A 26,062-nucleotide genomic window follows, 5' to 3' on the forward strand; every position below is an offset into this window, starting at 1 on the left:
TCAGAGCAGCCCGAGCTCCCGCGCGCGGGCGACCGCGTCCGCGCGCCGGCGCACCCCCAGCTTGCGGTAGGCGGTCCGCACCTGCGTCTTCACCGTGTTGTGTGAGACCTGGAGCCGCGCCGCGACCTCGGCGAGCTCCGTGCCGTCGGCCAGGTGCCGGAGCACCACGAGCTCCCGCTCGCTGAGGCCCGCTCCGCCCGGGTCGTCGGGCACGGGGGCCGGCAGGTCCGCGAGCCCGTCGAGGAACGGGCCGAGCACCGGGTCCCCGGCCGCGAGCCGGGCGAGCGCGGCGCGCTCGGCCGGGTTGACCAGGGCCCACCCGGTGCGGGAGCCGCCGCCGCCGACGATCGCGGCGGCCTCGTGCAGCGCCCGCGCGGCGACGGCGCCGCCCGCGCCCGTGCGCCCCCCGTCCCGGTCGTCGGCGGGCACCGGGGTGGGCACCGGGGCGGGCGCGGGCACCGAGGCGGCCGCGAGCAGGAACCGCCGCGCGGCCCGCAGGCGCGGCCCCTCGTCGGGCAGGTCCGGTCCCGCGAGCAGGGCCCGCGCCTCGTCGCGGCGCCCCGTCGACAGCAGGAGCCGTCCCCGGGCCACCCGGGCGGCGGGGTGCGTGACGGGCACCGACTCGGCGAGCGCCAGCCCGCGTTCGGCCTGCCCGCCGCTCAGCGCGAGCACGGCCCGCGCGGCGGCGAGCCGGGCACGCCACGCGGCGGTCACCGGCGCCCGGCGGCCGCGCCGCAGGGCCTGCACCAGCACCTCCTCGCCGGCCACGGGGCGACCGGAGAGCAGGTCCAGCGCGGCCTGGGCCTCGGCGAAGGCGGGCCAGAACTCGTTCGTCCGGAGCTCGCCGGCCAGCCCGTCCAGCACCTCCCGCGCGTCCTCGAGCCGGCCGTCCTCGACCGCCAGGTGCACGCGCGCGAGGTCCAGGGTCGAGCGCCGGTACGCCGTCTCGTGCGTCGGCGGCGGCTCCAGGCGCTCGGCCACCGCGGCGACGTCGCGGGCGGCGGCGAGGTCGCCCTGCGCCGCGAGGAACCCCGCCTGCAGGCTGTGGGTGCTGAAGACCCCCAGGGCCCCGGACTCCTCGTGCGCGAGCGCGCCCTCGACGACCTCCAGCCCCCGCTCGACGTCGCCCGCCGCGACGAGCGCCACGCCGAGCTGGCGGTGCAGCAGCCCCCGCAGGCCGTCGACGACCGGGTCGGCGCCGGGTGGCACGGCCGCGAGGTGGTCGAGGGCCGCGAGCGCGGCGGTCCGGGCCCGTGCGCCGCGCCCGAGCAGGCGCATCGCGACGCTCTCGCCCCCGCGGAGCACCACGCGCTCGGCGGTGGTGGCGCGGGGCAGGTGGTAGACGGCGGCGGCCGCGGCGACCGCGAACCACTCCAGCGCCCGCACGCGGTGCTCCGCGCGGGTGTTGTGCAGCAGCGCCAGCAGCAGCGCGAGCTGCGGGCGCCGGGCGACCGCAGCGCGGGGCAGGGACTCCAGCACGCGGATGGTCTCGGCGGCGTCGCGCGCCTGACCGGAGCCCCAGATGCGCATGACGGTCGCCGTCACGAGGTCCAGGTCGCCCGTCGCCGCCGCCGCGTGCAGGGCCGGGTAGAACCGCCGGGCGCCCAGCCCCCAGGCCACGACGGCCCGGAGCAGCCCGGGGACCGCGTCCGGCTCCGCCCGCTCCAGGTCCGCGCGCAGGGCCGCCCGCACCACCGGGGTGAGGGTGAGCACCGGCTCGGCGCCGTCGTCCCGGTCCTGCCACGTCGCGAGCCCGTCCGCCTCCAGGCGGGCGAGCAGGTCCCCCGCGGGGGCGCCGGTGAGCACGGCGGCCAGCGCGGGGGTGACCGACTCGGTGACCGCGACGCGGCGGGCGGCCGCGAGGTAGCCGTCGTCCTCGTCCGGGGCGCCGAGGCCGCGGACGACGCCCTGGGCGGCCACCGCCACCAGCCGGTCGCGCGGTGCGGTCGCCAGGTCGAGCGTCCCCCGGGTCCCCGCGATGGCCAGCGCGCGGACCGCGAGGGCCATCCCGTCGGTCGCGGCGCGCACCGGGGCCGCGGCGGCGCCGTCCTGGCCGGCGCGCGCGAGCACCGCCGCGACCTCGTCGTGGTCCAGGCGGAGGTCGGCCGGCCGCACCTCCGCGACGTCGAGGCCCAGGCCCGCGGCCGCGAGCAGCCGGTCCGGGTCCCGCCGCGTGGCGACGGCGACACGCAGCCGGTCGACGCGCGTCAGGACGTGCACCAGCTCCTCGTCGGTGGCCGCCGACGACACCGCCTCGTAGCCGTCGACGACCACGTGCACCGGTGCGCCCAGCGTCAGCAGCGCGTCCACGCCGGCCGCGCGCGCCGCCCGCCCGCCCCGGCCCGCTCCCGCCCGCGCCTCGTCCGCGCGGGCGCCGGTGAGCAGGCCGGCGTCGGCCAGCGCCTCGAGGACCCGCGGCCACAGCCCGTCGCCGGAGGGCGCGACGCGGGCGTCGAGCCAGACGACCGCGCGGTCGGCCGGCAGCGCCTCGCGCGCCCACGACGCCAGCAGCAGGGACTTGCCGGAGCCCGCGGTGCCGTGGACCACCTGGAGCGGGGCGTCGGCGTCCAGCCGGGCGGCCGCCGCCGTCCGCGGCACGTACCAGGACGGCACCCGCGGCACACCGGGACGGGAGGGCGGCGTGGCCCCGGTGCCGGCGTCGGCCACGGTCGTGGTGGGCCCCGTCACGAGGGCCGTCCCGGGCGGAGCAGCACGGCGGCCGAGCCCGCGGCGAGCGCGAGCGCCGCCGGCACCACGGGGTGCCAGCCGTACGACGCGGCCGCGAGCGCCGGCCCGACGACGAAGGTGAGCGCGTTGACCGCGTTGACCAGCCCGGCGACCTCCCCCTGCTCCGCCGCGCCGACGGCTGTGGAGGCGGCGGCGGTGCACCCGGCGGCCGCCGCCCCGACGCCGACGCCGAACACCAGCGCGACGGCCAGCAGCACGGGCCGGGGGACCGGGACCGCGTACACCGCCACCGCCGCGACCACGACGGCGCCGCCCCACCGGACCAGCCGCCACGGACGCCAGCGCAGCCGGGGCACCAGCACCCCCTGCGCGACCAGCGAGCCCAGCCCGGCGGCGAGCAGCAGCGCGCCGGTGAGCGCGGTGGCGGGTCCGGCGGCCAGGTCGTACCGGTCCTGCGCGAGGAACCCGACGCTGCCCTGGACGAGGGCCATCGCGAGGAACACGCCGGCGGACGCCAGGACCGCGGCGCGGACGCCCGGCCGGCGCAGGGTGGCGAACGCGGGCAGGACGGGCGCGGGGTCCGGCGGCCCCTCGACGTCCGGTGCGCCGGCGGCCCCCGCCGGGCGGGCGTCCCGGCGCCCCGCGGTCACCGCCACGACGCCCGCGACGGCCAGGACCGCGGCCGCGGCGAGCACGGGCAGCCCGGCCGCGACGGCGCCCAGCGCCGCGGCGAGCCCGGCACCGGCCATCGTGGCCACGCTGCGCACGGCACCGGCCCGCGCGATCCACGCCACCCGGTCGCCCTCGGAGCGGGACACCGCGACCAGCTGCACCTGGACCGCGGGACCGACCGCGGCGACGGCCGTGCCGAAGACCACCCCGCGCGCCAGCAGCAGGGCCACCCAGGCGGGCCCGGGGGCGAGCACGGGGGCGGCCGGCAGCACCGACGCGACGACAGGCGAGGCGAGCAGTACCCAGAGCACGCCCGCCGGACGACGACCCGGGACCCGCGCGCGCCGGCGCGCCGGCCCCACGCCGGGCTGGTGAGCACGACGACCGCCGCCGAGGCGGACGTCACCGCTCCCGCCTGCCAGTCGGGCAGGCCGAGGGACCGGGAGGCCGCCGGGATCACCGCGGCCGTGGCCGCCTGCGCGACGACGACGGCGAGGAGCGCGAGCAGGCCGGCCCGCGCGAGCGGGGAGGCGGGGAGGAGGGGGAGGCGGTCGTCACGGGCCGGCGTGCCCGGGGCGGCGGAGCCGCCCGGCGCAGTGTCCTCCCGTGTCGCGGCGCCCGGCGTCGGGCCGTCCTGGCTCAGCGGCACACGCACGAGGATATCCGCACCCTCCGTCGACGTGACCTGCCGGAACGGGGCATACCGCCAGAAACCGCCCGTGAGCAGCGCTTCTCTTGTCGGGACGCGTCTGGAATCGTTACCATAAGACCATGCCCCCCACCGTCAGCGAGGTCGCGTCCGGGGTGTTCCGCGTCGTCGACACCTGCCACGTCTACGTCGTGCGGGCACCGCAGCCCGCGGCCGACGGCACGCGCACCGCCGTGGCCATCGACTTCGGCTCCGGCGCCGTGCTCGACCACCTGGACGAGATGGGCGTCGACCGGATCACGGACGTCCTCATGACGCACCACCACCGCGACCAGGGCCAGGGGCTGCCCCGGGCGGTGGCGGCGGGCATCGCGATCCACGTCCCGCCGGTCGAGCGGGACCTGTTCGACCGGGTCGACGAGATGTGGCGCACCCGCCAGGTCGTCAACGACTACAACCTCCGCCAGGACCGGTTCTCCCTGCTGGAGCCGGTGCCCGTCGCCGACGTCGTGCCGGAGTACCGGACCCGCACCTACGGCGGGGTCGACGTCCAGGTCGTGCCCACCCCCGGGCACACCACCGGCTCGGTGTCGTACGTGGTCGAGGCCGGCGGCCGGCGCGTCGCGTTCACCGGGGACCTGGTCTACGCGCCCGGGAAGGTGTGGTCGCTCGCCGCGACCCAGTGGTCGTACACCGAGAACGAGGGGCCGGCGATGACGGTCCTGTCGTGCTACCTGCTGATGGACGAGCACCTGGACCTGCTGCTGCCGTCGCACGGCGCGCCGATGGAGGACCCGCAGCACGCCCTGGGCCTGCTCGCGCAGCGGATGCGCGGCTACGTCGACTCCCGCCGCCCCCAGCCGTGGGACCTGCGCACGCGCCTCGTCGAGCCGTTCCAGCGGATCACCGAGCACTTCCTGCTCAACCTGTCGAGCAACGCCTGCTCGTACGTCCTGGTCTCCCGGGACGGCGCCGCGCTGCTCATCGACTACGGCTACGACATGACGACGGGCCTCGCGTCCGGGGGCGACCGCGCGTCCCGGCGCCCGTGGCTGGCGTCCCTGCCGGCGCTGCGCCGGGAGCACGGCGTCACGGACGTCGAGGTCGTGCTGCCGACGCACTACCACGACGACCACGTGGCCGGCATGAACCTGCTGCGCGACGTCGAGGGCACGCAGATCTGGGCGCCGGAGAACGTCGCGCCGATCCTCGCCGACCCGCTCCGCCACGACCTGCCGTGCCAGTGGTACGACCCGATCCCGGTGGACCGCGTGCTGCCGCTCGGCGAGTCGTTCGCGTGGCACGAGTACGAGATCACCGTGCACCCGCTGCCCGGCCACACCCTGTACGCCGCGGCGTTCGAGGTCGAGGTCGACGGCGTGCGGGTGCTCGTCACCGGTGACCAGCAGGACGGCATGGGCATCCCCGGCAACCGGCGCGAGGTCCTCAACTACCAGTACCGGAACCTGTTCCGGATCACCGACTACCGGGACAGCGCGGCGCTGTACCGCCGGGTCGCGCCGGGCGTCATGGTGACGGGGCACTGGGAGCCCCGGTGGGTCGACGACGCCTACCTGGACCTGCTCACCCAGGAGGGCGAGGAGCTCGTCGAGATCCACCACGACCTGCTGCCGCTGGACGAGCTGGACCTCGGCGCCGACAGCCAGATGGCGCGGATCACGCCGTACCTGTCCCGGCTCCCCGCCGACGAGCCCGCGCGCTTCACGGTGACGGTCCGCAACCCGACCCGCGAGGACCGCAAGGCGACGGTCCGGGCGGTGCTGCCGCTAGGCTGGCGCGCGCACCCCGACGAGGTCGTCGTCGCGCTCCCGCCCTCCGGGCAGGCGGAGCTGGACCTCGAGGTGGTGCCCACGGGCCCGGGGGCGCGTCGCAGGCGGCTGGCGGTCGACGTCAGCATCGGCGACCTGCATCTCGGGCAGCACGCCGAGGCGCTCGTGGACGTCGTCGAGGTCTAGTCAGGGAGCACGCATGGAGGCCGTCGCGCCGGGGACGCGTGCCGTGATGACCACCGCGGGGCGCCGGGCCACCATCAAGGACGTCGCCGAGGCGGCGGACGTGTCCCGGTCGACGGCGTCGCGCGCGCTGACCGGCCGCGGGTACGTCGCGCCGGCCGTCCGGGAGCGGGTCCGCCGGGCCGCCCAGACGCTCGGCTACGTGCCCGACGCGATGGCGCGGAACCTGCGCCAGCAGGTGAGCCGGTCCATCGGCGTCCTCGTGTCGGACCTGCGCAACTCCTTCTACGCGGACCTCGCGAGCGGCATCAGCCAGCAGTCGCGCCGCCGCGGCTACGCGATGATGCTCGCCGACGACAACGGCTCCGTCGAGGCCGAGCTCGAGGCCGCCGAGACCTTCGTCGCCCTGCGGGTGGCGGGCGTCATCCTCACGCCGCTGTCCACCGACGTCACCGAGTACCTGGGCCGGCACCGCATCCCCGTGATCGAGGTCGACCGCCAGTTCGCCGAGGGCACGCACGACGCGGTGGTCGTCGACAACAAGACCGCCGCCGAGCGGGTCACGGGCTCGCTGCTCGCGGCCGGCCACCGGCGGATCTCGCTGCTCATCGACGAGATGGACTGGACGACCGGGCGGGACCGCCTGGCCGGCTACCGGGCCGCGTTCCACGCCGCCGGCGTGCCCCTCGACGACGCCCTGGTGGTGCGCGGCGGCTGGGACGTCGGCGCCGCCCTCGGCGTCGCGCGGGAGCTGCTCGGGTCGCCGGACCGGCCGACCGCGGTGTTCGCGGCGAACAACGTCCTCGCGGAGGGCGTGTGGCGCGCCGCCCAGGCGCTCGGCCTGCGCGTGCCCGAGGACCTCAGCCTCGTGTCGTTCGACGACGCGCCCTGGATGACGATGGTCCGCCCCGGCGTCACGGCCGTGGCGCAGGACGCCGTCGCGCTCGGCGAGGCCGCCGTCGCGCAGATGTTCGAGCGGATCCAGAACCCGGACTCCCCGGTGCGGACGGTCATGCTCTCCGCCGCGGTCGCCCAGCGCGGCTCGACGGCACCCCCCGCCACGGCCTGATCCCCCGGCGTCCCGCCCCCTTCGCCCTCCCGTGAAGTGGAGCGTTCGGACGGGACGCGCCGCGCGTGTCGGGCCGAACGCTCCACTTGACGCGCCCTCGTCGGCGCGGCCGTCGACCTGGACTCGATCCCACGTGCCCCCGGCCCGGGCCGTGCGCCCTGACGCCCGCCCTCACCGCGGGGACGTCCCGGGTGCACAGGGGACCTGTCGCTGCGCTTGACGCTCGATCCGGCCGACTCGTATGCTCGTTCTGGAATCGATCCCAGGCGCCCAGGCGGCACCGACGCCGCCCGCCACGCGCCCGGGATCCGCGACGCGCACCCCGGCGCGCGTCGTCAGGGGTCGGGAGGACGTGCATGACGACGGACGCATCGGGCGTCGAGCGTGGCGGCGCGTCCCACGCCGCCACGGAGGTGACCGGCGCCGGCGGGACCCCGGTCCTGGCGCTCGACATCGGCGGCACCAAGCTGGCCGTCGCCGTGGTCACCGCCGACGGCGCCGTGCACGGCCTGCGCATCCGGCCGACCCGCCGCGACGAGGGGCCCGACGCGGTGATCCGCCGGCTGTTCGCCATGGGCCACGAGGCGGTCGCCGAGGCCGGGCTCGGTCCGGTCGGCGCGGTGGGGATCGCCTGCGGCGGCCCGCTCGACGCCCCGTCCGGCCTGCTGCAGTCGCCGCCGCACCTGCCCGGCTGGGTCGACATCCCGATCGGCCCGCTCGCCGCCGCGGAGTTCGGCGTCCCGTTCGCCCTGGAGAACGACGCCACCGCCGCCGCCGTCGCCGAGCACCGGTACGGCGCGGGCCGCGGGCTGCAGAACCTCGTCTACCTGACCGTCTCCACCGGCGTCGGGGGCGGCGTCATCCTCGACGGCCGCCTGCACCGGGGGGCCGCGGGGAACGGCGGCGAGCTCGGCCACGTCACAGTCCGCCGCGGCGGACGCCTGTGCTCCTGCGGGCGGCGCGGCTGCATCGAGGCGTACGCGTCAGGGACGTCCATCGCCGAGCGCGCCGCCGAGGCCCTCGCGGAGGACCCCCGCTCCACCCTGGCCGCGCTGCCCGCCGTGACGGCCGCCGACGTGAGCGCCGCCGCGGCCGCCGGCGACCCGCTCGCCGTCCGGGTGTGGGACGAGACGACCGACCTGCTGGGCTCCGCTGTCGCCGACCTGGTCAACGTGCTGGAGCCGGAGCTCGTCGTGCTGGGGGGCGGCGTGACCCGGTCCGGCGCCCTGCTGCTCGACCCGGTGCGCGACCTCGTCGCCCGGGAGGCGATGCCCCCGGCCGCGCGCGCCGCCACCATCCGGCTCGCGGCGCTCGGCGACGTGGTCTGCGTCGTCGGCGCGGGGGCCATCGCGCTCGACGTCCTCCCCGCCGCTCGCCGCGGGGCCGGGCACGAGACACACCACGCCGACCCCGCAGCCGCGCCGCTGTCCGTGCCGGCCGCCCAGCCCACCCCGACGGAGGCCGCCCGTGTCTGACGACTGGCTGCACGCGCACCTGGCCGCCCACTCCGCCGTCGCGGAGGCGATGGTCGGCCTCGAGGAGCAGATCCGCGCCGCGGGCACCCTCGTCCGCGACACGTTCGCGGCCGGGGGCACGCTCTACACGTTCGGCAACGGCGGCAGCGCCGCGGACGCGCAGCACCTCACCGGCGAGCTGGTCGGCCACTACAAGCGGGACCGCCGGCCCCTGCCCGCGGTCACCCTGAGCACCGACCCGACGTCGATGACGTGCATCGCCAACGACTACTCCTACGACGACGTGTTCGCGCGGCAGGTCGAGGCCCTCGCGCGCCCCGGCGACCTGGTGGTCGCGTTCACCACCAGCGGCCGCTCGCCGAACGTGGTGAGCGCCCTGCAGATCGCGCGGAAGAACGGCGCGACGACCCTGCTGCTGGCCGGCGGCGACGGCGGTCCCGCCCGCCACCACGCCGACCACCTGCTGCTGGTGCCGTCGGCCGCCACGCCGCGGATCCAGGAGATGCACACGCTGGTGCTGCACGTGATCAGCGAGATGGTGGACGCCTGGGCGGCCGACGAGGTGCCGACCGCCTGACGGGCCGCGGGGGCGACGCCGCACCGACCCGCGCCCGACCCGCACCGACCGCACGACCGAGAGGCTGACCAGGGTGGACGACGGCGTCCTGCTGCGACCGACGGGCTCGCTGTGGCCGGGCGGCGGTGACGGACCCGTGGTGGGCACCGTCCCGCACCTGATCGAGGTGGTCCGCCCGGACGGCACGGTGGAGGTCGCGACGCCGTCGCCGGCCGGGCCGCGCGCGTTCACCGGGGACGCGGGCCCGTTCCGCACGGTCGCGACCTGGGCCCCGCCCACGACGACCGGCCGCATCGACGTGCGCCTGGACGTGGAGCACCGCGGCGAGGAGCCCACCGAGGCCTCGATCCGGGTGCGCGCCCTGCTGCCCGCCGCCGCGGAGGCGCCGTGGTGGCTGGTGCCCGGCGCCTTCTACGGCGAGAACCGCCCCGTCGGCTGCGACCGGGTGTTCCCGCGGTTCGAGGTGGGCGCGGACGACCCGGCCGGCATGGTGAGTGACCACTGGGAGCTCCGGGCCGACCGCGCCGCGACCCCGGCGGTCCTGGCGTGGGCCGGGCCGGGCGGCGTCGCGCTGGTCGGCCCGGAGACGACCCCCGTCGGCATGACCGGCCTCGGCCTGGCGCACGACGCGGCGACCGGGGTCGGCAGCGTGCACCTCACGTTCCCGTTCCGCGAGGGCCCGGTGTCGTACATGGGGTCGGAGACCCCCGTCCCGCCGGAGACGACCACCCACCGGTGGCGCCCGGGGGAGCGGGTGTCGCTGCGGTTCGCCGTGTACGCGATGGGCCCGGACCGGCACGCCTACGCCCCGATCCTGCGGGAGGAGCACGAGCGGATCCGGGCCGGCTCCCCGCTGACCCCCTGGGTCGGCATCGCGGAGGCGGCGAACCTCGCCGCCGAGGGCCTGCACCGCTGGCACTACACCGAGCCCGGCGTGCTGCTCGAGACGGTCGGCTTCGACCGCGAGGTCAGCGGCCGCGACGGCCTGTCCGTCGACCGGCAGGCGATGCACGTCGGCTGGGTCAGCGGCGTCCCGTGGGCGTACGCCCTGCTCGCGCACGCCCGCCGCCGCGGGAAGCCCGCCGCCGGGGCTGCCGCCGCGGACGTCATCGACTTCATCTGCGACCACCTGTCGCCGTCGGGGACGTTCTGGGGCGTCTGGTACCGGGAGCACGGCTGGTCGCAGAGCTGGTCGCACACCCCCGACCTGCTGCACTCCCGGACCCTCGGCGAGGCCGCCCTGTTCCTCGCGCGGTCCCTGGAGCTCGGCGCCGACGTGCGCGCGGCGCACCCCGGCTGGGCCACGGCGCTGCGCTCGAACCTGGACGCCGTCGTCCGCCGGCAGCGCGCGGACGGCAACCTCGGCTCGGGGCACCACGCGCGCTCCGGGGAGGTGCTGTCCTGGGACGGCGCCGCGGGCCTGGCGTGGGTGGCCGCCCTCGCGGAGGCGGGACGCTGGGACGGGCCCGACGGCGCGGACGGCGCCTACCTCGCGGCCGCCGTGCGGGCGGGGGAGCACTACGCGCAGTTCGTCGACCGGGAGTTCATCCACGGCGCCCCGGAGGACGTCGACCTGGCGCCCACGTCCGAGGACGGCTACGTCGCCGTCATGTCCTACGTCGCGCTGCACCGCCGCACCGGCGACCCGCGCTGGCTGGACCTCGCGCGCCGCGCCGCGGACTGGATGCTGACGTTCCGGTACGCGTACAACACGCGGTTCCCCGCGGGCACCGTGCTCGACCTGTACCGGTTCGCCACCCGGGGCGCCGACAACGCCTCGCCGTCGAACCAGCACCTGCACGCCTACGGCCTCGTGTGCACCCAGGAGCTCGCGGAGCTGTCCGCCGCCACGGGCGACCCCTACTACGCGGAGCGCGCCGCCGAGACCCTGGCGTGCTTCCGGCAGTTCATCGCCCGGTTCGACGGCGACTTCAACGCCTACCGGGGGATGGCCAGCGAGCGGTACTACCAGACCGCGTGCTTCCAGCCGAAGGGCATGCTGCTGACGCTGTCGCACGCCTGGACCGTCGGGGTGCTGCTGCTCGGCTGCGAGCAGGCGCTCGGCTGGCCGAGCCTCCTGGCCGACCCGGTCTGACGGGCCGCGGGGGACGACGAAGGGGCCGGGTCGCGGTGACGACCCGGCCCCGTCTCGTGCTGGGGGCGTCAGCCCTTGCGGCCCTGGGTGGCGACGCCCTCGATGAAGTACCGCTGCCCGAAGGCGAACAGCGCCAGCATCGGCAGCGTCACGAGCAGCGAGGCCACCATGACGAACTGGTAGTCGCCCTGCCCGCCGGCCGTCGGGCTGTACTTGGTCATCGCGTAGGCGATGCCGAGCGGGGCGGTGAACTCGTCGGGGCTGCCCGCGTTCAGGTAGATCAGCGCGGCCTGCAGGTTGTTCCAGGAGGCCTGGAACTCGAACAGCAGCACGATGATGAACGACGGCAGGGACAGCGGGAACACGATCCGCCAGTACATCCGCCAGTAGTTCGCGCCGTCGATGCGCGCGGCCTCGAACAGCTCCCGCGGCAGGCCCAGGTAGAACTGCCGCTGCAGGAAGATGTAGAACGCCGACCCGAACAGGTTCGCGCCGAACAGCGGGACCCAGGTGCCGAGGAACCCGAGCTCCTTCCAGATCAGGTAGATCGGGATCATCGTGACCGCGCCCGGCAGCATCATGGTCGCGAGCACGAGGCCGAACAGCAGTCCGCGCCCGGGGAACCGGAAGTGCGCGAAGCCCCACGCGACCAGCGAGCTGGACACCGCGACGGTGACCGCCGCGAGGATCGCGATGCCGATGCTGTTGATCATCCAGCTCCCGAGCGGCAGCTCGTCCCAGACCTGGACGTAGTTCTCCCAGTGGAACGTCTCCGGCCACAGCGAGTTGTCGAAGACCTGGCCGCGGCCCTTGAGGCTCGCCGCGAGCAGCCACGCGAACGGGTAGAGGAACACGAACGTCATCAGGACGAGCAGCCCGATGACGACGCCGCGGCGGACGCGGCGCCCCGTACGACCGCCGGCGGCGGCGTCCTCGACCGGGGGCCGGTTCGGGTCGATCGGGCGGTCGCCCTGGCCCGTGACGTCCTCGGGGAGCCCCGGGACCTGCCGGACGGACGTGGTGGTGGTGCCGGTCGTGGCCATCAGTCCCGCCCTCCCTCGTAGTAGACGAACCGGTTGCCGAACTTCATCTGGATGGCGGTGATCGCCATGATGATGAGGAACAGCAGCCAGGCCATGGCGGCGGCGAACCCGAAGTTGAACTGCCGGAAGGCCTGCTGGAAGAGGTAGATCGCGTAGAACAGCGACGCCTCGGGGGACGCGTTCGACTGGTCGCGCCAGAACAGCAGGTACGCCTGGTCGAACACCTGGAACGCCGCGATCGACAGCACGATCACGTTGAAGAAGATCGCGCTGGAGATCATCGGCAGCGTGATGTTGCGGAACCGCTGCCAGACGCCGGCGCCGTCCAGCTCGGCGACCTCGTAGAGCTCGCGCGGCACGTTCTTCAGCGCCGCGAGGAAGATCACCATCGTGCCGCTGACGCCCCACAGGGTCATCAGGACGATCGACGGCTTGATCCAGCTCGGGTCGACGAGCCACTGCGGGCCCTCGATGCCGAAGATGCGGAGGAACTGGTTGATCGCGCCGGTGTTGCCGTTGAGCAGCAGGAAGAACACCGCGGCGGTCGCGACGGCCGGCGTCATCTTCGGCAGGTAGTAGATGGTGCGGAAGAACCCCGCGCCACGTCCGGCCTGGTTCAGCAGGGACGCGAGCCCCAGGGCGACGATGATCTCGAGCGGCACGGCGAGCACGGCGTAGAACAGCGTGTTCCCGAGCGCCGTGGCGACCCGGGGGTCGCTGAACAACTGCGCGTAGTTCTCCACCCCCGCCGGCCGGGCCGTGTTGGTGGCCAGGTTGTAGTGGCTGAAGGAGATCACCAGGCTGTAGATCATCGCGCCGGCCGTGAAGACCAGGAACCCGATGATCCAGGGCGAGATGAACAGGTACCCCGCGAGCGCCTCGCGCTTGTTGTAGGGCACCTTGGCGCGCCGCTTGCGCGGTGAGCGGGTCTGGCGAGCGACGGCCGGAGCGGCGTCGGCTCTCAGCTGCGTCATCGAGGCCTCCAGTCGACCGAGGACGCCGGTCGGTGTGGCCTGCCCCGGCCCTGCCGCTCGGCATGTGGCAACGATGCCACATGCGGCGACTATAGGTGCCGGACCCGACCGCCGCAAGGACCGGGCGGTGCCCGCGGTCTGCTCCACGGGCTGCTTACCTGCGCACTGTGGCACGAACGCCCACGGTCCACGACCCGAGACGGCGTGGTCCCGGTCACGCGAGCGGCGGGCCGTCCCCGCAGGTCACGCCGGGACCCGCGCGCGTCGCAGGCCGGGTCAGAGCAGCGCGGCGAGCTCCGTCAGCGCCTCGGACGTCCCGGCGTCCACCGTGAGCGTCGCGAGCGGGTCCCCGCGGGTCGCCCCGCGGTTGAGGATCACCACCGGCTTGCCGTTCGACGCGGCGTGCCGGACGAACCGCAGCCCCGACTGCACGGTCAAAGAGGAGCCCGCCACCAGCAGCGCGTCCGCCTCGTCCACCAGCGCGTACGCCGCCGCGACCCGCTCGGCCGGCACCGTCTCCCCGAAGTACACGATGTCCGGCTTCAGCATCCCGCCGCACGGGCCGTCGCCGCCGTCCGGGTCCGGCTGCCAGCAGTCCGCCACCCGGAAGTCCGCGGTCTGCTCGATGACGGCGTCCGCGTCCGGGGCGATCTCCACGTCCCCGACCGCCCCGACCCGCTCCGCGAACCCCGGGTTCAGGGCCTCCAGCCGGTCCGCGAGCTCCGCACGCGTCACCACGCGGTGGCAGCGCAGGCACACCACCCGGTCGTACCGCCCGTGCAGGTCGATCACCCGGCGCGACCCCGCCTGCTCGTGCAGCAGGTCCACGTTCTGCGTGATGAGCCCGACCACGACGCCGTGCGCCTCCATCGACGCCAGCGCGCGGTGCCCGGCGTTCGGGAACGTCCGGTGCACGTACCGCCAGCCCACGTGGTTCCGCGCCCAGTAGTGCCGGCGGAACGCCTCGTCCCCGACGAACTGCTGGTACGTCATCGGGTTCCGCGGCGGGGAGTCCGGGCTCCGGTAGTCCGGGATCCCCGAGTCCGTCGACAGCCCCGCGCCGGTGAGCACCGTCAGGCGGCTGCCCCGCAGCAGCGCCGCGGCGTCGGCGACCGTCCCCGGGTGCGGGCGGACGGCGAAGTGGTCGGGCACGGGCAGGCGGGGGGACGTCACCGGACCACGGTACGTCCGCCGATGCGAGAGTTCCGCCCGGCATCCGGTAGTCTCTCTGCGCCGAGGTAGCGTGTCCGAGCGGCCTAAGGAGCACGCCTCGAAAGCGTGTGTGGGTGAAAGTCCACCGTGGGTTCAAATCCCACCGCTACCGCGTGGTAACGCAGAAGCGCCCCTGACCAGCGTCAAACGCAGGTCGGGGGCGCTTCTCCATCTCCGGCAGGTGGGGTTGAGATCCACCCAGGGGCGTCTCGTTCGCCCGGAGCAGTCGCTGATCGGGTCTGCCCTGACCGTCGCGGCGATGGGTCCATGTCCGGGGTGCGCGGGCAGGTCGTCGCCGACGCCGGCCGGCCTGGCACTCTTCGCCCACCGGGACGCCGAGCAGCTCCACCGTCGGAGTCACCGAACGGGGATGCCGCCGCCCTCCCGGACGATCGCGCGGGCGCGGGCGACCGCAGACGGGAGGTCGTCGACCAGGTGCGCCTCGTCGCGGAGCGCGTCGATCACGCCGATGCGCCGGGCCAGGGCCAGGTGCTCGTGCCGGATGCCCTTCACCAGGACCGTCACCCCGCGGCGCTCCAGCCCGGTGACGAGCTCCTGCAGCACCTGGGCGCCCATCGCGTCGAGCACCTGCACGTGGGACAGCCGCAGGACCACCACGTCGACGTCCTGGATGACCGCGACGCGCTCGAGCACCCGCTCCGCGGCGGCGAAGAACAGCGAGCCCTCGATGCGGAACAGCGCGATGTGCGTGTCGCCGGCCTGCGCCGGGCCGGGCAGCTCCTCGCGGTGCACCCCGGCGGCCCGGGCGAGGCTGCGCAGGCTGATGACGGCCGCCGCCGCGATGCCGATGCCCACCGCGTAGATCAGGTCGACGCTGACGGTGATGACGGCGGTCAGGGCGAACAGCACCGCGGCGGCGCGGGTGGCGGTGACCACGGACCGCACCACGCGGGGCGAGACCATGCGCGCGGCCGTGACCATGAGCACCCCCGCGAGCGCGGCCAGGGGGATCCGGCCGACCACGCCCCCGGCGGCGACCACCACGAGAAGCAGGAACACCGCGTGCACGATGGCGGCCAGCCGTGTGCGCGCGCCGGACCGGACGTTGACCGCCGTCCGCGCGATCGCGCCCGTCGCGGGCATGCCTCCGAGAACGCCCGCGGCGATCGTCGCGAGCCCCTGCCCGACCAGCTCGCGGTCCCCGTCGTAGGGCCCGGTGTCGGAGTGCGCGGCCGCCACCCGCGCGGACAGCAGCGACTCGATCGCCGCCAGCGCCGCCACGGTCACCGCGGGCACCGCGAGCTCCCGCACCGACGCGAGGTCGAGCCCCGGGAGCTCCGGGGCGGGTAGCCCGGCGGGGAGCTCGCCGATGGCGGCGAGCGGCAGGTCGGCGACCACCGCGACCACCGTCACCACGACGATCGCGACGATCGACCCGGGCAGTGCCCGGTGCACGCGCGGCGCGAGCAGCATGACTGCAGCCACCGCGGCGGTCGCGAGCGACCACGCGGCGTCCGGCCACCGGACCTCCCCGAGGACCTGCCCCGCCGCGACCGCCGCGTTGGCGTCGTGGCCGGCGGCGGCGACCCCCAGGGCGGCGGGGACCTGCTGCAGGAAGATGATCACGGCGATGCCCACGGTGAAGCCCTCGATCACCGGCCACGGGATCAGCCCCACCGTGCGGCCCAGCCGTAGCACCCCTGCGAGCACGACGAGGACCCCCGCGAGCAGGCACACCACCCCGAGCGCCCCGACGCCGCGCCCCGCGACGATCGGTCCCAGGACCACCACCATCGCGCCGGTCGGCCCGGACACCTGCACGTTCGACCCGCCGAACACGGCCGCGACCAGGCCCGCGACCACGGCGGTCACCAGCCCGGCCTCGGCGCCCGCCCCGGAGCTCACACCGAAGGCGAGCGCGAGCGGCAGCGCCACCACGCCGACCGTGAGCCCCGCGACCAGGTCCCCGCGCCAGGACGTGCGCAGGCCCGCGTAGTCCCGGGGCGAGGGCAGCAGCGCGCGCAGGTGGCCGCTCACCGCGGGCCCGGGCCGACGCCGGCCTCGTGCTCCGCGAGCTGCTCCTGCGTGGTCCGCAGGATCTCGGTCAGCAGGGCGCGGGCGACGCGCAGCAGGTCAGCGACGTGGGGCGACGCGAGGCTGTAGACCACGGTGCTGGCCCGGCGCTCCGAGCGCACGAGCTGGTAGCGCCGCAGCACGCCGAGGTGCTGCGAGAGGTGCGACGCCTCCAGGCCGGTCTCCGCGATCAGCGTGGCGACCGGCACCTCGTCCGTCGCGGCGAGGATCTCGAGAACGCGGATCCGCACCGGGTGGGCGAGGCCCTTGAACAGGTTCGCCTTGATCTCGTACAGCGGGCGGGAGTCCATCGCGACCTTCGTTGACGAGTTGATGGATCCATCATACAGCGAGCGCGGGGGACCGCCCCGGGGTCGGCGTGAGCGGTCAGGCGCCGGGTCGCGCCGTGCTGAGGATGCCGTCGACCAGGACCGTGACCGCCCAGGCGGTGCGCTCGTCCGGGCTGCCCGCGGTGAAGACCGACGGGCCGGCCGCGGTGAGGGTGGGATGGCGGACCGGGTCCGCGGCGGCGAGGGTCGACTCGAGGTCGCTCAGCTCCTGGGAGTCGTCGGACGCGTGCCCGGCCCACTCGGCGGCGGAGGCCGTGGCGTGCTGGAGCAGGAGATCCACGGCCCGTGCGGCCACCGGGGTGCCGAGCCCGAGGTCGTGCAGCAGCCGGAGCAAGAGCTCCAGCAGGTCGAGGTAGTGGGGTCCTTCGGGCCAGGTGACGAGTGCTGCCTGTGCCAGACCGGGCTGGCGCGACAGGAGGTGCGTGTAGTCGCTCAGCACCCGGTAGAGGCGTTCCCGGGCGGGCTCGGCGGCGTCCCACCGCAGGTCCAGGTCGGCGAGGTGCCGGTCGATGAGCAGCGCGTTGAGGTCGGTCGTGTTCCGCACGTAGACGTAGAGCGACGCCGGTCCGGTGTCGAGCTCGGCAGCGAGGCGGCGCATCGTCAGCTTGTCCGCCCCCTCGCGCCGCACGAGCTCCATCGCGGCGTCGATGATCGCCGCGCGGGACAGCGGAGGCTTCGCGGGGCGGTCTCGTCTGCTGACCGGTTCAGGGCGCCTCATGGGCCTATCTAACCATCGTTGCTCGTGACGAACATGTTCGCTACGATGGCGTTCGTCTCTTGAAAGGGGCGTCCCATGACCACGACCCGGACTCCGACCATCTCGGTGCGGAGCGTGTGGCTGATCCTCGTCGTCGTGCTCCTCGCGGACGCGATGGACCTCATCGACTCCACGATCACGAACATCGCGGCACCCTCGATCGTCACCGACCTCGGAGCGGACGAGAGCCTCATCAAGTGGCTCGGCGCCGCGTACGCGCTGGCGCTCGGCTCGTTGCTCGTGCTCGGCGGCAGGCTCGGGGACAAGTTCGGGCAGCGGCGCACCTTCCTGATCGGCATGAGCGGGTTCGTGGTGGCGTCGGCCACGGCGGGGCTGGCGGTGTCGCCCGCGATGCTGATCAGCTCCCGGGCCCTCCAGGGCGTCTTCGGGGCACTGCTCATCCCGCAGGGGATGGCGATCATGACCGCCACGTTCCCCAAGCAGATGCTGCAGAAGGCGTTCAGCGTCTTCGCCCCCATGCTCGGCGTGTTCGCGGTCGCCGGGCCCATTCTCGGTGGCGTGCTCATCGACGCGAACCTGTTCGGTCTCGCGTGGCGCCCGATCTTCCTCATCAACGTGGCGTTGGGTGGACTCGCCCTGGTGCTCGCGGTGAAGTACCTGCCGGACGTGCCGGCCCACCCCGCCACGCGCATCGACATCACGGGCAGCGCGCTGCTCGCGATATCGCTCTTCGGCACCCTCTTCGGCCTCATCGAGGGCTCCAGCGCCGGGTGGAACGGGACCGCGCTCAGCGCCATCGCCCTCGGCGTGATCACGTTCGCCGCCTTCGTACGCCGACAGGCACGCACCGCGGAGCCGTTGCTGCCGCGCACCCTCCTGGCGAACCGCGGGTTCACCGCGGGCCTCGTCGTGGGTCTGCTCGTCTTCGCCGGCTTCAGCGGCCTGATGTACGTCATCTCGCTGTACTTCCAGCTCGGTCTCGGCTACACGCCCACCCAGACCTCGATCAACCTCATCCCGCTCACCCTGGGCATCATGGGCGGGTCGGGGATCGCCGCGGGCCTGATCGCCACGCTCGCCCGCCGGCTCGTCGTCCTGGGGCTGGCCGCCATCCTCGCCGGCGTCGGCACGATGCTCCTCGTCGTCCAGACCGCCGGGCTCGGCGCGGGATGGTGGCAGACCGCCATCGCGACGCTGCTCATGGGGCTCGGCGCGGGCATCTGCTTCAGCTCGATCTTCAACACCGCCCTCGGTGACGTGGATCCCGAGGAGGCCGGGTCCGCCAGCGGCTCGCTGAGCGCCGTCCAGCAGGTGGCCAACGGCATCGGCTCCGCTCTCGTGACGAGCATCTTCCTCGCGATGCTGCCCAGTGGAGACATCACGGCGGTCACCGTGACCTTGATCGGCGTGCTCGCACTCATCGGGCTCTGCCTGCTGGCCGTCCCGTTGCTGCCCACCACCGCCGTCGCCGACCTCGAGCACTGAACCGCCCGGACAGGCCTCAGGGCATCCAGCCCGATCCCACCGAGGAGCTCCCGCCCGACCCCATGGCTCAGCGGTCGTCCTCCGGCCGTCGCCGCGGTGCCGCGGTGCTTCCTCGAACGACGAACTCGACGGGCGGGAGCCGGACCTCCTCGGGCTCGCGGCCCTCGACGCGAGCGACGAGGGTGCGTGCGCACGCCCGGCCCCATTCGATGACCTCCTGCCGCACGGTGGTCAGGGGGGGGACGACGAACTCCGCCAGGGGCACGTCGTCGAACCCGACGACGGAGAGGTCGTGCGGCACCCGGATCCCGCGGTCGGTCGCCACGGAGATCCCCGCGATCGCCATGAGGTCGTTGCCGTAGACGATCGCGGTCGGCGGGTGCGGGAGGTCCAGCAGCTCGTGGGTGGCTCGCGCGCCCGAGGCGCCGGAGAAGTCTGCGACGACGACGAGGTCGGGCTCGAGCCCGAGCTCCACCATCTCCTCCACCCAGGCGCGCCGGCGCAGCTCCGAGTGCACGTAGCCCGGGGCTCCCGCGACGTGCGCGATGCTCCGGTGACCCAGGGCGTACAGGTGCCGGACCGCGCGCCGGACGCCGGATCGGTCGTCGACGCCGATGGGCTGGGGCTGGCCGTCGACCGGGGCGACCGGCCCGACCAGCACGTAGGGGACGCCGAGCGCGTCCAGCTGGTGCGGACGCTCGTCGTCGGTCCGCAGGTCGGTGAGGAAGACGCCGTCGACACGCGACTCGCGGGCGAACTGGTGGTAGGCCGCGTGCTCGGACTGCTCCCCGTCGACGACCTGCAGGACGAGCGCGTACCCGAGCCCGGACAGCCCGCTCTCGACTCCGGCGACGAACTGCGGGAAGAACGGGTCGGTGCTCAGCAGCTCGGGCTCGCGCCGGATGACGAGCCCGAGCGCCTGGGCGCGGCTGCGGGACAGCGCCCGCGCCCGTGAGTCGGGCCGCCAGTCGAGGTCGCGCGCGGCCTCGAGGATCCTGGCGCGCGCGGCCGCGCTGACCCCGGAGCGACCGTTGAACACGAAGGAGACGGCGCTCTTGGAGACCTGTGCGCGCTCGGCGACGTCGCCGATCGTCGCCCGACGCGCCCTCGTCTCGGGCTTCGGGCCGTGCGCGACGGGGGATACGGCGTCGGGTGCGGGTGCTGCGTCCACGGAATCAGCGTAGCGCACGCGGCGCACACCGGTTTAGTAAACCGGCGCCCGCTTCGCAGGCCTCGGAGCGCGGGATCCCACCACCGTCGCACGATGGTTGACCTTCGGAACACAAACCGGTTTAATCGGCGACGCCGGTCACGGTCGACCGGTGCTCCAGCGCCGGTGGCGCGCGGAGGACGGGGGACGCAGCGTCCCGGGAAGCGAGGAGCGGCGCGATGAAGCGTGGCGCACGAATGGCAGTCCTGACGGCGGTCGCGGCGACGGCGGTGCTCCCGCTCGCGGGGTGCGGCTCGGGAGGCGGCGGCGAGCCGGGGGCGGGCGAAGGCCTGGGCACGGGCCCGATCGACATCTGGTACTCGACCAACGAGCAGGAGGTCGCCTGGGGCGACCAGGTCGTCGAGGCGTGGAACACCGACCACCCCGACGAGCAGGTGACCGCCCAGGCGATCCCGGCGGGCAGCTCGTCGGAGGACGTCATCTCCGCGTCCATCACCGCCGGCAACACGCCGTGCCTGGTGTTCAACACGGCGCCCGCAGCCGTGCCGGCGTTCCAGAAGCAGGGCGGCCTGGTCGACCTGTCGTCGACGTTCGAGGACGCCGAGGACTACATCACCGGCCGGTCCGGCGCGGCCGCCGACGGCTTCCGCAGCGCGGACGGGGACCTCTACCAGCTCCCCTGGAAGACGAACCCGTTCATGCTCTACTACAACAAGACGGTGTTCGAGGCGGCCGGCCTGGACCCCGAGAACCCGCAGCTGTCGACGTACGACGACCTGCTCGCGGCCGCGAAGGCGATCAAGGACTCGGGCGCCGCGGACTACGCGATCTACCCGCCGGCCACCGCGGACTACACCAACGTCAACTTCGACTTCTACCCGTTCTTCCTGGCCAACTCGGGCGGCACGCAGCTGATCGAGGGCGGCGAGGCGGCGTTCGCGACCGGCGAGGGCCTGGAGACGCTCGAGCTCTGGCAGACGCTGTACGCCGAGGGCTACGCGTCCGCCGAGGCGTACAGCGGCGACATGTGGGCCGGTCCGTTCGCCGACGGCGTCGCGGCGATGGGCGTCGCCGGCCCCTGGGGCGCCGGGCAGTTCGACGGCAAGGTCGAGTACGGCACGGTGCCGATCCCGACGGCCAGCGGTACGCCGGCGGACCAGACGTCGACCTTCGCCGACTCCAAGAACGTCGGCCTGTACTCCTCGTGCGAGAACCAGCAGACCGCGTGGGAGTTCCTGAAGTTCGCGACGGACGACGAGAACGACCTCGCGCTGCTCGAGACCACGGGCCAGTTCCCGACGCGCACGGACGTGCCGGAGCTCGCCGCGGACTTCCTTGTCGAGAAGCCGTTCTTCCAGCCCTTCGCGGCCGCCGTGCCGCTCGCCGTGGACGTGCCCACCGTGGACGGCCTCGCCGAGAAGATGCAGGTGTTCCGCGACGCCTGGGGCAAGGCGGTCCAGTCCGGCTCCGGCGACCTGTCCGGCGTGTTCGGCGAGGCGGCGACGACCGTCGACGGCCTGTCCGGCTGACCCCCACGACCGACGAGGCGGATCCGACATGACCACCCTCCGCGACGGGGCCGTACGGTCGCCGGCCCGGACCACGGACCACCGTGGCCCGGGCCGGGGCCGCCCGGCTCGGGGCCGGCGCCTGCAGCGCTGGCTCGGGGAGCACCCCCTCGGCGCCCTGCTCAGCGCCCCGTACACGGCGTTCGTCGTCCTGGTGTTCCTGGTGCCGTTCGGCTTCGGCGTCTGGATGTCGGTGCACGACTTCTTCTTCACCGCGCCCGGGGTCCAGGTGCCGCACCCGTTCGTCGGCCTGGAGAACTTCCAGCAGGTGCTCTCCGACCCGGCGGTGCGCCAGGCGTTCGGCAACCTGCTGGTCTTCCTGCTCATCAACGTGCCGCTGACGGTGGGGCTCGGTCTGCTCCTGTCGACCGGGCTCGACGCGACGACCCGGTGGAAGGGGTTCTTCCGCGTCGCCTACTACATCCCGTACGTGACGGCCTCGGTCGCCACGCTCGCCTCCTGGCTGTTCCTGTTCAGCGGCAACGGGGTGGTCAACCGGCTGCTCGGCAGCCTGGCGCCCGACCCCACCTGGCTGGCCAGCACCGGTCTGATCATGCCGCTCATCGCGGTCTACGTGACCTGGAAGAACCTCGGGTTCTACGTCCTGCTGTACCTCGCGGGGCTGCAGAACGTACCGCGCGAGCTGCACGAGGCGGCGGAGATGGACGGTGCCGGCGCGTGGCGGCGGTTCCGGTCCGTCACGCTGCCCGGCCTCCGCCCGGTGACCTCGCTGGTGGTGCTGCTGTCGATCATCACGACCGGGCAGATCTTCACCGAGCCGTACCTGCTGACCGGCGGCGGCCCGAACGGGGCCTCGATGACCCCCGCCCTGCTCATGTACCAGAAGGGCATCCAGCAGGGGCAGCCCGACATCGCCGCGGCCATCGGCATGATCCTCGTGGTCGCCGTGATGCTCCTGTCGCTCGTCTCCCGCCGGCTCACGGAGAGGAAGGGCTGATGGCGACCGCCACGACCGCCACCACGACCACCACGACCGCCACGACCGCCACGACCCGGGACGCCCGGGGCCGCGCGCGGCGGCGGCTGCTGACCGCCGGGCGGTTCACCGTCCTGCTGGTCGGGGCGTTCCTCGCGCTCGTCCCGTTCTACTCGATGGTCATCGGCGCGTTCCAGGACGAGCGGGACACGAGCCTGCTCGGCATGCTGCCGCTGCCGGGCAACCTGACGTTCGACAACGTCGCGGGCGTCAACCGGTCGATCGACCTGGCGCAGTCCCTGCTCAACTCGCTGATCATGACCGCCGGCGTCGTGGGCTGCACCCTCGTGCTCGGCCTGCTGGTGGGGTACGCGCTGTCGGTGCTGTCGTTCCGCGGCCAGGGGCTCGTGTTCGCGCTCGTGCTGCTGGTGCAGGCGATCCCGTTCCAGCTGCTCATGGTGCCGCTGTACGTGATGGTCGTCCGCTACTTCGGCCTGGCGGACAGCTACCTCGGGATGATCCTGCCGTTCGCCGTCAACTCGGTGGCCGTGCTGATCTTCCGGCAGTACTTCCTGCAGATCCCGCGGGACGTGTTCGACGCCGCGCGCATCGACGGCGCGAGCGAGCTGCGGATCATGCTGTCCGTCGCGGTCCCGCTGGTCCGGCCCGCGATCCTCACGGCGATGCTCGTGACCTTCATCGGACCGTGGAACGAGTTCCTCTGGCCGTTCCTGGTGACGAAGGACGTGTCGATGCAGCCGCTGGCCGTCAGCCTCGCGAACTTCTCGCAGGCGAACTCCACGTTCCAGGACAACCCGATGGGAGCGGTCCTCGCCGGGGCCTGCGTGCTCGCCGTGCCGGCCGTCGTCCTCTTCCTGCTGTTCCAGCGGCACTTCACGTCCGCGAACCTCGGCTCGGCCGTCAAGGGCTGAACCCGCCCGACGCCGGCGCGCCGCGCCCCCGCACCCGCACACGGAGCACACCGCCGTCCTCGGCGTGCGCCCACAACCCCGAGGCAAGGTCATGACCCAGGTGAACCCGACCGCACCCGTCCGCACGGTGCCCTACGCGCTGCGCCGCGTCGGCACGATCATGGAGCCGGAGCCCGGCAACCCGCTGGAGGCGGAGGGGGTGCTCAACCCCGGCACCGCCTGGGGCCCGGACGGCGAGCTGTACCTGTTCCCCCGGATGGTCGCGGAGGGCAACGTCTCCCGGATCGGCCGCGCCCGCGTGGTGGTGACCGACGGCGTGCCGGCCGGCGTCGAGCGGCAGGGCGTGGTCCTGGCGCCGGACGAGCAGTGGGAGCACGGCACCCGGAACGCGGGCGTCGAGGACCCGCGCATCACCTTCGTGGAGCCGCTCGGGCTGCACGTCATGACCTACGTCGCGTACGGGCCGCTCGGGCCGCGTCCCGCGCTGGCGGTCTCCGACGACACGGTGACGTGGCGGCGGCTCGGCCCGCTGCGGTTCGGCTACCAGCCGGAGCTCGGCACGGACCTCAACCTGTTCGCGAACAAGGACGTGGTGTTCTTCCCCGAGGCCGTGCCCGGCCCGGACGGCCGTCCCGCGCTCGCGCTGCTGCACCGGCCGATGTGGGACCTGGACTGGCTGCGCCCGGGCGAGGGCGCGCCCGCCCCGCGCGGCGTCGAGGACGACCGGCCGTCGATGTGGATCGGCTTCGTCGACCTCGACGCGGTCCGCCGGGACCTCGCCGCGCTCACGTCGGTCACGCACGCGTCGATGATCGCGGCGCCGGAGATGCCGTACGAGGAGTCGAAGATCGGCGGTGGTCCCGCGCCGATCCGGGTGCCGGAGGGATGGCTGGTGCTGCACCACGGCGTCACGGGCGCCGACGTCAAGGGGTTCGAGCTCGCGTACGGCGCGCGGTACACCGCCGGCGCGATGCTGCTGGACCCGGCCGACCCGCGGCGCGTCCTGGCCCGCACGGCCGAGCCGCTGCTGGTCCCCGAGACCGACGACGAGCTCGAGGGCACCCTCGGCAACGTCGTGTTCCCCACGGCGGTCGAGCAGGTCGGCGGGCGCCGGTTCGTGTTCTACGGCATGGCGGACTCGCGCATCGGCGTCGCGGAGCTCGTCCGCGCCGACGCCTGACCGGGGCGCCGACGTGTTCGTGCTCGACAACCCCGTGCGGCGCTACCCGTGGGGCTCGACGTCGTTGGCCCAGCAGCTCCTCGGGCGCCCGCTGGACGGACGCCCGGTCGCGGAGGTCTGGATCGGCGCCCACCCGGACGACCCCTCGGTCGCGGACGCCCCCGGGCGCCGGGTGCCGCTCGACGTGCTCGTCGCCGGGCAGCCCGAGGCGATGCTCGGGCGCCGGACGCTCGCGGCGACGGGTCCGCGGCTGCCCTACCTCGCGAAGATCCTGGCGGCCGCGCACGCGCTGTCCGTCCAGGTGCATCCGACCGCCGCGCAGGCCGAGGCCGGCTTCGCGGCGGAGGAGCGCCGCGGCGTCGGCCGGGAGGCCCCCGAGCGGACCTACCGGGACCGCTCGCACAAGCCCGAGGTGCTGTACGCCCTCACGCCGTTCGAGCTGCTCAGCGGTCTGCGCGAGCCGGAGCAGGCGGCCAAGCTGGTCGCCGAGCTCGACGTGCCCGCCCTGGAACCGCTGATCGCGATGCTCCGGGACGAGACCCCGAGGGCCGGGCACCGCGCCGCGCTGACGTGGCTGCTCCACCAGCGCGGCCCCGCACCGGCCCCCTGGGTGGACGACGTGGCGCGCGTCGGGGAGGAGGCCGCCGGCACGCGGCCCGAGATCCGGGTCGTCCGCGACCTCGCGGCGCAGTTCCCCGGGGACCCGGCGCTCGTCGCCCCGCTGCTGCTCAACTTCGCGCGCCTCGAGCCCGGGCAGGCGCTCTACACCGGCCCGGGCACCCTGCACGCCTACCTCAGCGGCATGGCGGTGGAGGTGATGGCGGCGTCGGACAACGTGCTGCGCGCCGGCCTCACCACCAAGCACGTCGACGTCGACGAGCTGCTCGCCGTCACGGACTTCACGCCCCGGCTCACCGGGTTCCTGCGGCCGGTGCGGGTCGGGCCCGGTGCCGTGGACTTCGTCCCGCCCGTCCCGGACTTCGCGCTGCGCGTCCTCACCCCCCGCGCGGGGTCCGTGGCCGCCGGGCCGGACGACGGGCCGCGCGTGGTCGTGTGCACCGCGGGCGAGGTGCGGGTCGAGGCGGGCGACGTCCGGGCGCTCCGCCCCGGGGAGGCCGTGTTCGTGCCGGACATCGACGGCCCTCTGACGGTCTCGGGCGACGGAACGGCGGTGGTCGCCTCCGCCTGACCGGCACGCCCGCGCCGCGGCAGCACGGCAGTACCCGCACCGGGTCCCCAGAGCGGTGCGTCTCGAGCCAC

At 74.7% G+C, this 26,062-nt stretch carries 20 protein-coding genes and 1 tRNA gene; 12 read left to right on the forward strand and 9 right to left on the reverse strand.

All coding sequences use genetic code 11. The annotated features are described in order from the left end of the window. Together QNH85_RS03540 and QNH85_RS03545 are read right to left on the reverse strand one after the other, a co-directional pair. Nucleotides 1-2,688 carry a helix-turn-helix transcriptional regulator gene (locus tag QNH85_RS03540; protein WP_282944662.1) on the reverse strand — a complete coding sequence of 896 codons (2,688 nt, stop codon included), beginning with the start codon at nt 2,686-2,688 and terminating at the stop codon, nt 1-3. Then, nucleotides 2,685-3,671 (reverse strand): MFS transporter, encoded by a 987-nt coding sequence (locus QNH85_RS03545; RefSeq protein ID WP_282944663.1) that lies wholly within the window; start codon nt 3,669-3,671, stop codon nt 2,685-2,687. Before QNH85_RS03545 ends, QNH85_RS03540 begins: the two co-directional genes overlap by 4 nt. 460 nt (nt 3,672-4,131) lie before the next feature. Here QNH85_RS03545 and QNH85_RS03550 point away from each other — a divergent pair, with 460 nt between their 5' ends. The 5 genes from QNH85_RS03550 to QNH85_RS03570 all read left to right on the forward strand — a co-directional run bounded on the left by QNH85_RS03550 (nt 4,132) and on the right by QNH85_RS03570 (nt 11,198). Continuing rightward, nucleotides 4,132-5,985 (forward strand): MBL fold metallo-hydrolase, encoded by a 1,854-nt coding sequence (locus tag QNH85_RS03550; RefSeq protein ID WP_282944664.1) that lies wholly within the window; start codon nt 4,132-4,134, stop codon nt 5,983-5,985. A gap of 13 nt (nt 5,986-5,998) precedes the next feature. After that, on the forward strand, nt 5,999-7,051 hold the full coding sequence (locus QNH85_RS03555; RefSeq protein ID WP_282944666.1) for a LacI family DNA-binding transcriptional regulator: 1,053 nt from the start codon (nt 5,999-6,001) through the stop codon (nt 7,049-7,051). 356 nt (nt 7,052-7,407) lie between these two features. Continuing rightward, nucleotides 7,408-8,526, forward strand: a complete 1,119-nt coding sequence (locus tag QNH85_RS03560; RefSeq protein WP_282944668.1) for an ROK family protein — start codon at nt 7,408-7,410, stop codon at nt 8,524-8,526. Next, nucleotides 8,519-9,103: a D-sedoheptulose-7-phosphate isomerase gene (locus QNH85_RS03565; protein WP_282944670.1), complete on the forward strand. Its 585-nt coding sequence runs from the start codon at nt 8,519-8,521 to the stop codon at nt 9,101-9,103. The genes QNH85_RS03560 and QNH85_RS03565 overlap by 8 nt, the downstream gene beginning before the upstream one ends. Before the next feature lie 73 nt (nt 9,104-9,176). After that, nucleotides 9,177-11,198 (forward strand): YyaL domain-containing protein, encoded by a 2,022-nt coding sequence (locus tag QNH85_RS03570; RefSeq protein ID WP_282944672.1) that lies wholly within the window; start codon nt 9,177-9,179, stop codon nt 11,196-11,198. 68 nt (nt 11,199-11,266) lie between these two features. On the opposite strand, the gene QNH85_RS03575 is transcribed toward QNH85_RS03570, so the two are convergent. From QNH85_RS03575 to QNH85_RS03585, 3 genes are all read right to left on the reverse strand, one after another. Next, nucleotides 11,267-12,241 carry a carbohydrate ABC transporter permease gene (locus QNH85_RS03575; protein WP_282944674.1) on the reverse strand — a complete coding sequence of 325 codons (975 nt, stop codon included), beginning with the start codon at nt 12,239-12,241 and terminating at the stop codon, nt 11,267-11,269. Beyond that, entirely contained in the window at nt 12,241-13,215 is a 975-nt protein-coding gene (locus tag QNH85_RS03580) for a carbohydrate ABC transporter permease (protein ID WP_282944675.1), read from the reverse strand. The genes QNH85_RS03575 and QNH85_RS03580 overlap by 1 nt, the downstream gene beginning before the upstream one ends. Before the next feature lie 276 nt (nt 13,216-13,491). Beyond that, entirely contained in the window at nt 13,492-14,388 is an 897-nt protein-coding gene (locus tag QNH85_RS03585; protein WP_428830348.1) for a Sir2 family NAD-dependent protein deacetylase, read from the reverse strand. A 64-nt stretch (nt 14,389-14,452) separates the two neighbouring features. On the opposite strand from QNH85_RS03585, the gene QNH85_RS03590 reads away from it, so the two are divergent. Beyond that, a tRNA-Ser gene (locus tag QNH85_RS03590) sits at nt 14,453-14,539 on the forward strand. A 245-nt stretch (nt 14,540-14,784) separates the two neighbouring features. Here QNH85_RS03590 and QNH85_RS03595 read toward each other — a convergent pair. From QNH85_RS03595 to QNH85_RS03605, 3 genes are all read right to left on the reverse strand, one after another. Continuing rightward, on the reverse strand, nt 14,785-16,425 hold the full coding sequence (locus QNH85_RS03595) for a SulP family inorganic anion transporter (protein ID WP_282944676.1): 1,641 nt from the start codon (nt 16,423-16,425) through the stop codon (nt 14,785-14,787). Next, on the reverse strand, nt 16,422-16,772 hold the full coding sequence (locus QNH85_RS03600; RefSeq protein ID WP_282944678.1) for an ArsR/SmtB family transcription factor: 351 nt from the start codon (nt 16,770-16,772) through the stop codon (nt 16,422-16,424). The genes QNH85_RS03595 and QNH85_RS03600 overlap by 4 nt, the downstream gene beginning before the upstream one ends. 76 nt (nt 16,773-16,848) lie before the next feature. Next, nucleotides 16,849-17,529: a TetR/AcrR family transcriptional regulator gene (locus tag QNH85_RS03605; RefSeq protein WP_282944680.1), complete on the reverse strand. Its 681-nt coding sequence runs from the start codon at nt 17,527-17,529 to the stop codon at nt 16,849-16,851. Nucleotides 17,530-17,604: 75 nt separating this feature from the next. On the opposite strand from QNH85_RS03605, the gene QNH85_RS03610 reads away from it, so the two are divergent. Then, nucleotides 17,605-19,014 (forward strand): MFS transporter, encoded by a 1,410-nt coding sequence (locus QNH85_RS03610; RefSeq protein WP_282944682.1) that lies wholly within the window; start codon nt 17,605-17,607, stop codon nt 19,012-19,014. Between the two features lie 67 nt (nt 19,015-19,081). On the opposite strand, the gene QNH85_RS03615 is transcribed toward QNH85_RS03610, so the two are convergent. Next, complete coding sequence (locus QNH85_RS03615; protein ID WP_282944685.1) at nt 19,082-20,185, reverse strand: LacI family DNA-binding transcriptional regulator; 1,104 nt, start codon at nt 20,183-20,185, stop codon at nt 19,082-19,084. 236 nt (nt 20,186-20,421) lie between these two features. Between QNH85_RS03615 and QNH85_RS03620 the strand changes: the two genes are divergently transcribed. The 5 genes from QNH85_RS03620 (at nt 20,422) to manA (ending at nt 25,991) form a co-directional block, all read left to right on the forward strand. Beyond that, nucleotides 20,422-21,714 carry an ABC transporter substrate-binding protein gene (locus QNH85_RS03620; RefSeq protein WP_282944687.1) on the forward strand — a complete coding sequence of 431 codons (1,293 nt, stop codon included), beginning with the start codon at nt 20,422-20,424 and terminating at the stop codon, nt 21,712-21,714. A gap of 28 nt (nt 21,715-21,742) precedes the next feature. Next, on the forward strand, nt 21,743-22,711 hold the full coding sequence (locus tag QNH85_RS03625) for a carbohydrate ABC transporter permease (protein ID WP_282944688.1): 969 nt from the start codon (nt 21,743-21,745) through the stop codon (nt 22,709-22,711). Beyond that, on the forward strand, nt 22,711-23,622 hold the full coding sequence (locus QNH85_RS03630; RefSeq protein ID WP_282944689.1) for a carbohydrate ABC transporter permease: 912 nt from the start codon (nt 22,711-22,713) through the stop codon (nt 23,620-23,622). Before QNH85_RS03625 ends, QNH85_RS03630 begins: the two co-directional genes overlap by 1 nt. Before the next feature lie 91 nt (nt 23,623-23,713). Beyond that, complete coding sequence (locus QNH85_RS03635; protein ID WP_282944690.1) at nt 23,714-24,802, forward strand: glycoside hydrolase family 130 protein; 1,089 nt, start codon at nt 23,714-23,716, stop codon at nt 24,800-24,802. 13 nt (nt 24,803-24,815) lie between these two features. Continuing rightward, nucleotides 24,816-25,991 carry a mannose-6-phosphate isomerase, class I gene (gene manA, locus QNH85_RS03640; RefSeq protein WP_282944691.1) on the forward strand — a complete coding sequence of 392 codons (1,176 nt, stop codon included), beginning with the start codon at nt 24,816-24,818 and terminating at the stop codon, nt 25,989-25,991. Nucleotides 25,992-26,062 lie beyond the last annotated feature (71 nt).

It is taken from the genome of Cellulomonas endometrii, from assembly GCF_949769265.1.
In the GTDB taxonomy this organism is placed as follows: Bacteria; Actinomycetota; Actinomycetes; order Actinomycetales; family Cellulomonadaceae; genus Cellulomonas; species Cellulomonas endometrii.

Coding starts and splice junctions, on each gene's coding strand:
- QNH85_RS03610 (WP_282944682.1), top strand. CDS start 17,605: ATGACCACGACCCGGACTCCGACCATCTCGGTGCGGAGCGTGTGGCTG.
- QNH85_RS03600 (WP_282944678.1), bottom strand. CDS start 16,772: ATGGACTCCCGCCCGCTGTACGAGATCAAGGCGAACCTGTTCAAGGGC.
- QNH85_RS03550 (WP_282944664.1), top strand. CDS start 4,132: ATGCCCCCCACCGTCAGCGAGGTCGCGTCCGGGGTGTTCCGCGTCGTC.
- QNH85_RS03635 (WP_282944690.1), top strand. CDS start 23,714: ATGACCCAGGTGAACCCGACCGCACCCGTCCGCACGGTGCCCTACGCG.
- QNH85_RS03630 (WP_282944689.1), top strand. CDS start 22,711: ATGGCGACCGCCACGACCGCCACCACGACCACCACGACCGCCACGACC.
- QNH85_RS03555 (WP_282944666.1), top strand. CDS start 5,999: ATGGAGGCCGTCGCGCCGGGGACGCGTGCCGTGATGACCACCGCGGGG.
- QNH85_RS03575 (WP_282944674.1), bottom strand. CDS start 12,241: ATGGCCACGACCGGCACCACCACCACGTCCGTCCGGCAGGTCCCGGGG.
- QNH85_RS03605 (WP_282944680.1), bottom strand. CDS start 17,529: ATGAGGCGCCCTGAACCGGTCAGCAGACGAGACCGCCCCGCGAAGCCT.
- QNH85_RS03620 (WP_282944687.1), top strand. CDS start 20,422: ATGGCAGTCCTGACGGCGGTCGCGGCGACGGCGGTGCTCCCGCTCGCG.
- QNH85_RS03580 (WP_282944675.1), bottom strand. CDS start 13,215: ATGACGCAGCTGAGAGCCGACGCCGCTCCGGCCGTCGCTCGCCAGACC.
- QNH85_RS03560 (WP_282944668.1), top strand. CDS start 7,408: ATGACGACGGACGCATCGGGCGTCGAGCGTGGCGGCGCGTCCCACGCC.
- QNH85_RS03625 (WP_282944688.1), top strand. CDS start 21,743: ATGACCACCCTCCGCGACGGGGCCGTACGGTCGCCGGCCCGGACCACG.